This window comes from Thioclava sp. GXIMD2076 (assembly GCF_037949795.1).
Lineage (GTDB): Bacteria > Pseudomonadota > Alphaproteobacteria > Rhodobacterales > Rhodobacteraceae > Thioclava > Thioclava kandeliae.
Genome location: NZ_CP149934.1, coordinates 580,001 through 581,595, shown reverse-complemented (window position 1 = coordinate 581,595; position 1,595 = coordinate 580,001). Strand labels below are relative to the sequence as shown.

Sequence of the window (1,595 nt, the reverse complement as noted above, 5' to 3'; positions counted from 1 at the left end):
GGCTTCAATTCAGAGCTTGCACCCCTCCTTTTAACCTTCCGGCACCGGGCAGGCGTCAGACTGTATACGTCGCCTTACGGCTTCGCACAGCCCTGTGTTTTAAGTAAACAGTCGCCACCCCCTAGTTTGTGCCCCCCACCTATAGTTGCCTACAGATGGGGCCTCCTTCTCGCGAACTTACGGAGGCATTTTGCCGAGTTCCTTAAACGTGGTTCTCTCAAGCGCCTTGGTATTCTCTACCAGTCCACCTGTGTCGGTTTCGGGTACGGTCTTATAGAGAGGCTATTTCCAGGGACCTGTAGGCTGCCCGACCAATCCGATAAGGTCGAACAACGGTTCAGATCCGTCACCATCTCACGGCCCAGGAATATTAACCTGGTTCCCATCGACTACGCCTTTCGGCCTCGCCTTAGGGGCCGGCTTACCCTGCTCAGATTAGCTTTAAGCAGGAACCCTTGGACTTTCGGCGACAGGGTCTCTCACCCTGTTTGTCGCTACTCATGTCAACATTCTCACTTCTGATCACTCCACCGGATGCCTTACAGCCCGGCTTCACAGTCAGAACATTGCCTCCAATACTCCCGAAGGAGATAAGGAGGCAGCGTTCTATATCACAGAACGCTCCGCTACCACGCACTTCACAGTGCATCCAAAGCTTCGGCTCGTGGCTTGAGCCCCGTTACATCTTCGCCGCAGGACCTCTTAACTAGACCAGTGAGCTGTTACGCTATCTTTAAAGGATGGCTGCTTCTAAGCCAACCTCCTGGTTGTTTTGGAAGTCCCACATGCTTTCCCACTTAGCCACGAATTGGGGGCCTTAGCTGTTGGTCAGGGTTGTTTCCCTCTCCACGACGGACGTTAGCACCCGCCGTGTGTCTGCCGATCAGTTCTTCCCGGTATTCGGAGTTTGCTTAGACTCAGTAAGGCTGTGGGCCCCCATCATCCATGCAGTGCTCTACCCCCGGGAGAATACAATCGACGCGCTACCTAAATAGCTTTCGCGGAGAACCAGCTATCTCCGAGTTTGATTGGCCTTTCACCCCTAGCCACACGTCATCCGGACCCTTTTCAACGGGTGTCGGTTCGGACCTCCAGTTGGTGTTACCCAACCTTCATCCTGCACATGGCTAGATCACTCGGTTTCGGGTCTGATCCCACGAACTCGACGCCCTGTTAAGACTCGCTTTCGCTGCGCCTACACCTATCGGCTTAAGCTTGCTCGTAAGACCAAGTCGTTGACCCATTATACAAAAGGTACGCCGTCAGAGCTCGAGGCTCCTCCGACTGCTTGTAGGCGTCCGGTTTCAGAAACTGTTTCACTCCCCTCGTCGGGGTGCTTTTCACCTTTCCCTCACGGTACTGGTTCGCTATCGGTCAGTAAGGAGTACTTAGCCTTCGAAGGTGGTCCTCCGATCTTCAGACAGGATTTCACGTGTCCCGCCCTACTTAATTCGTCCCGTTGAGCTTCGTATACGGGGCTATCACCCATATTGCTGGACATTCCAGACCATTCTACTCACTCTCAAGGCTCGGCTGATCCGCGTTCGCTCGCCACTACTAGCGGAGTATCATATTGATTTCCTTTCCTCCGGGTA

General features: G+C 53.8%; 1 other annotated feature (cut by a window edge).

The window, feature by feature from the left end:
* Nucleotides 1-1,595: a sequence feature (23S ribosomal RNA rRNA prediction is too short), on the bottom strand; it runs 242 nt beyond the window's last position.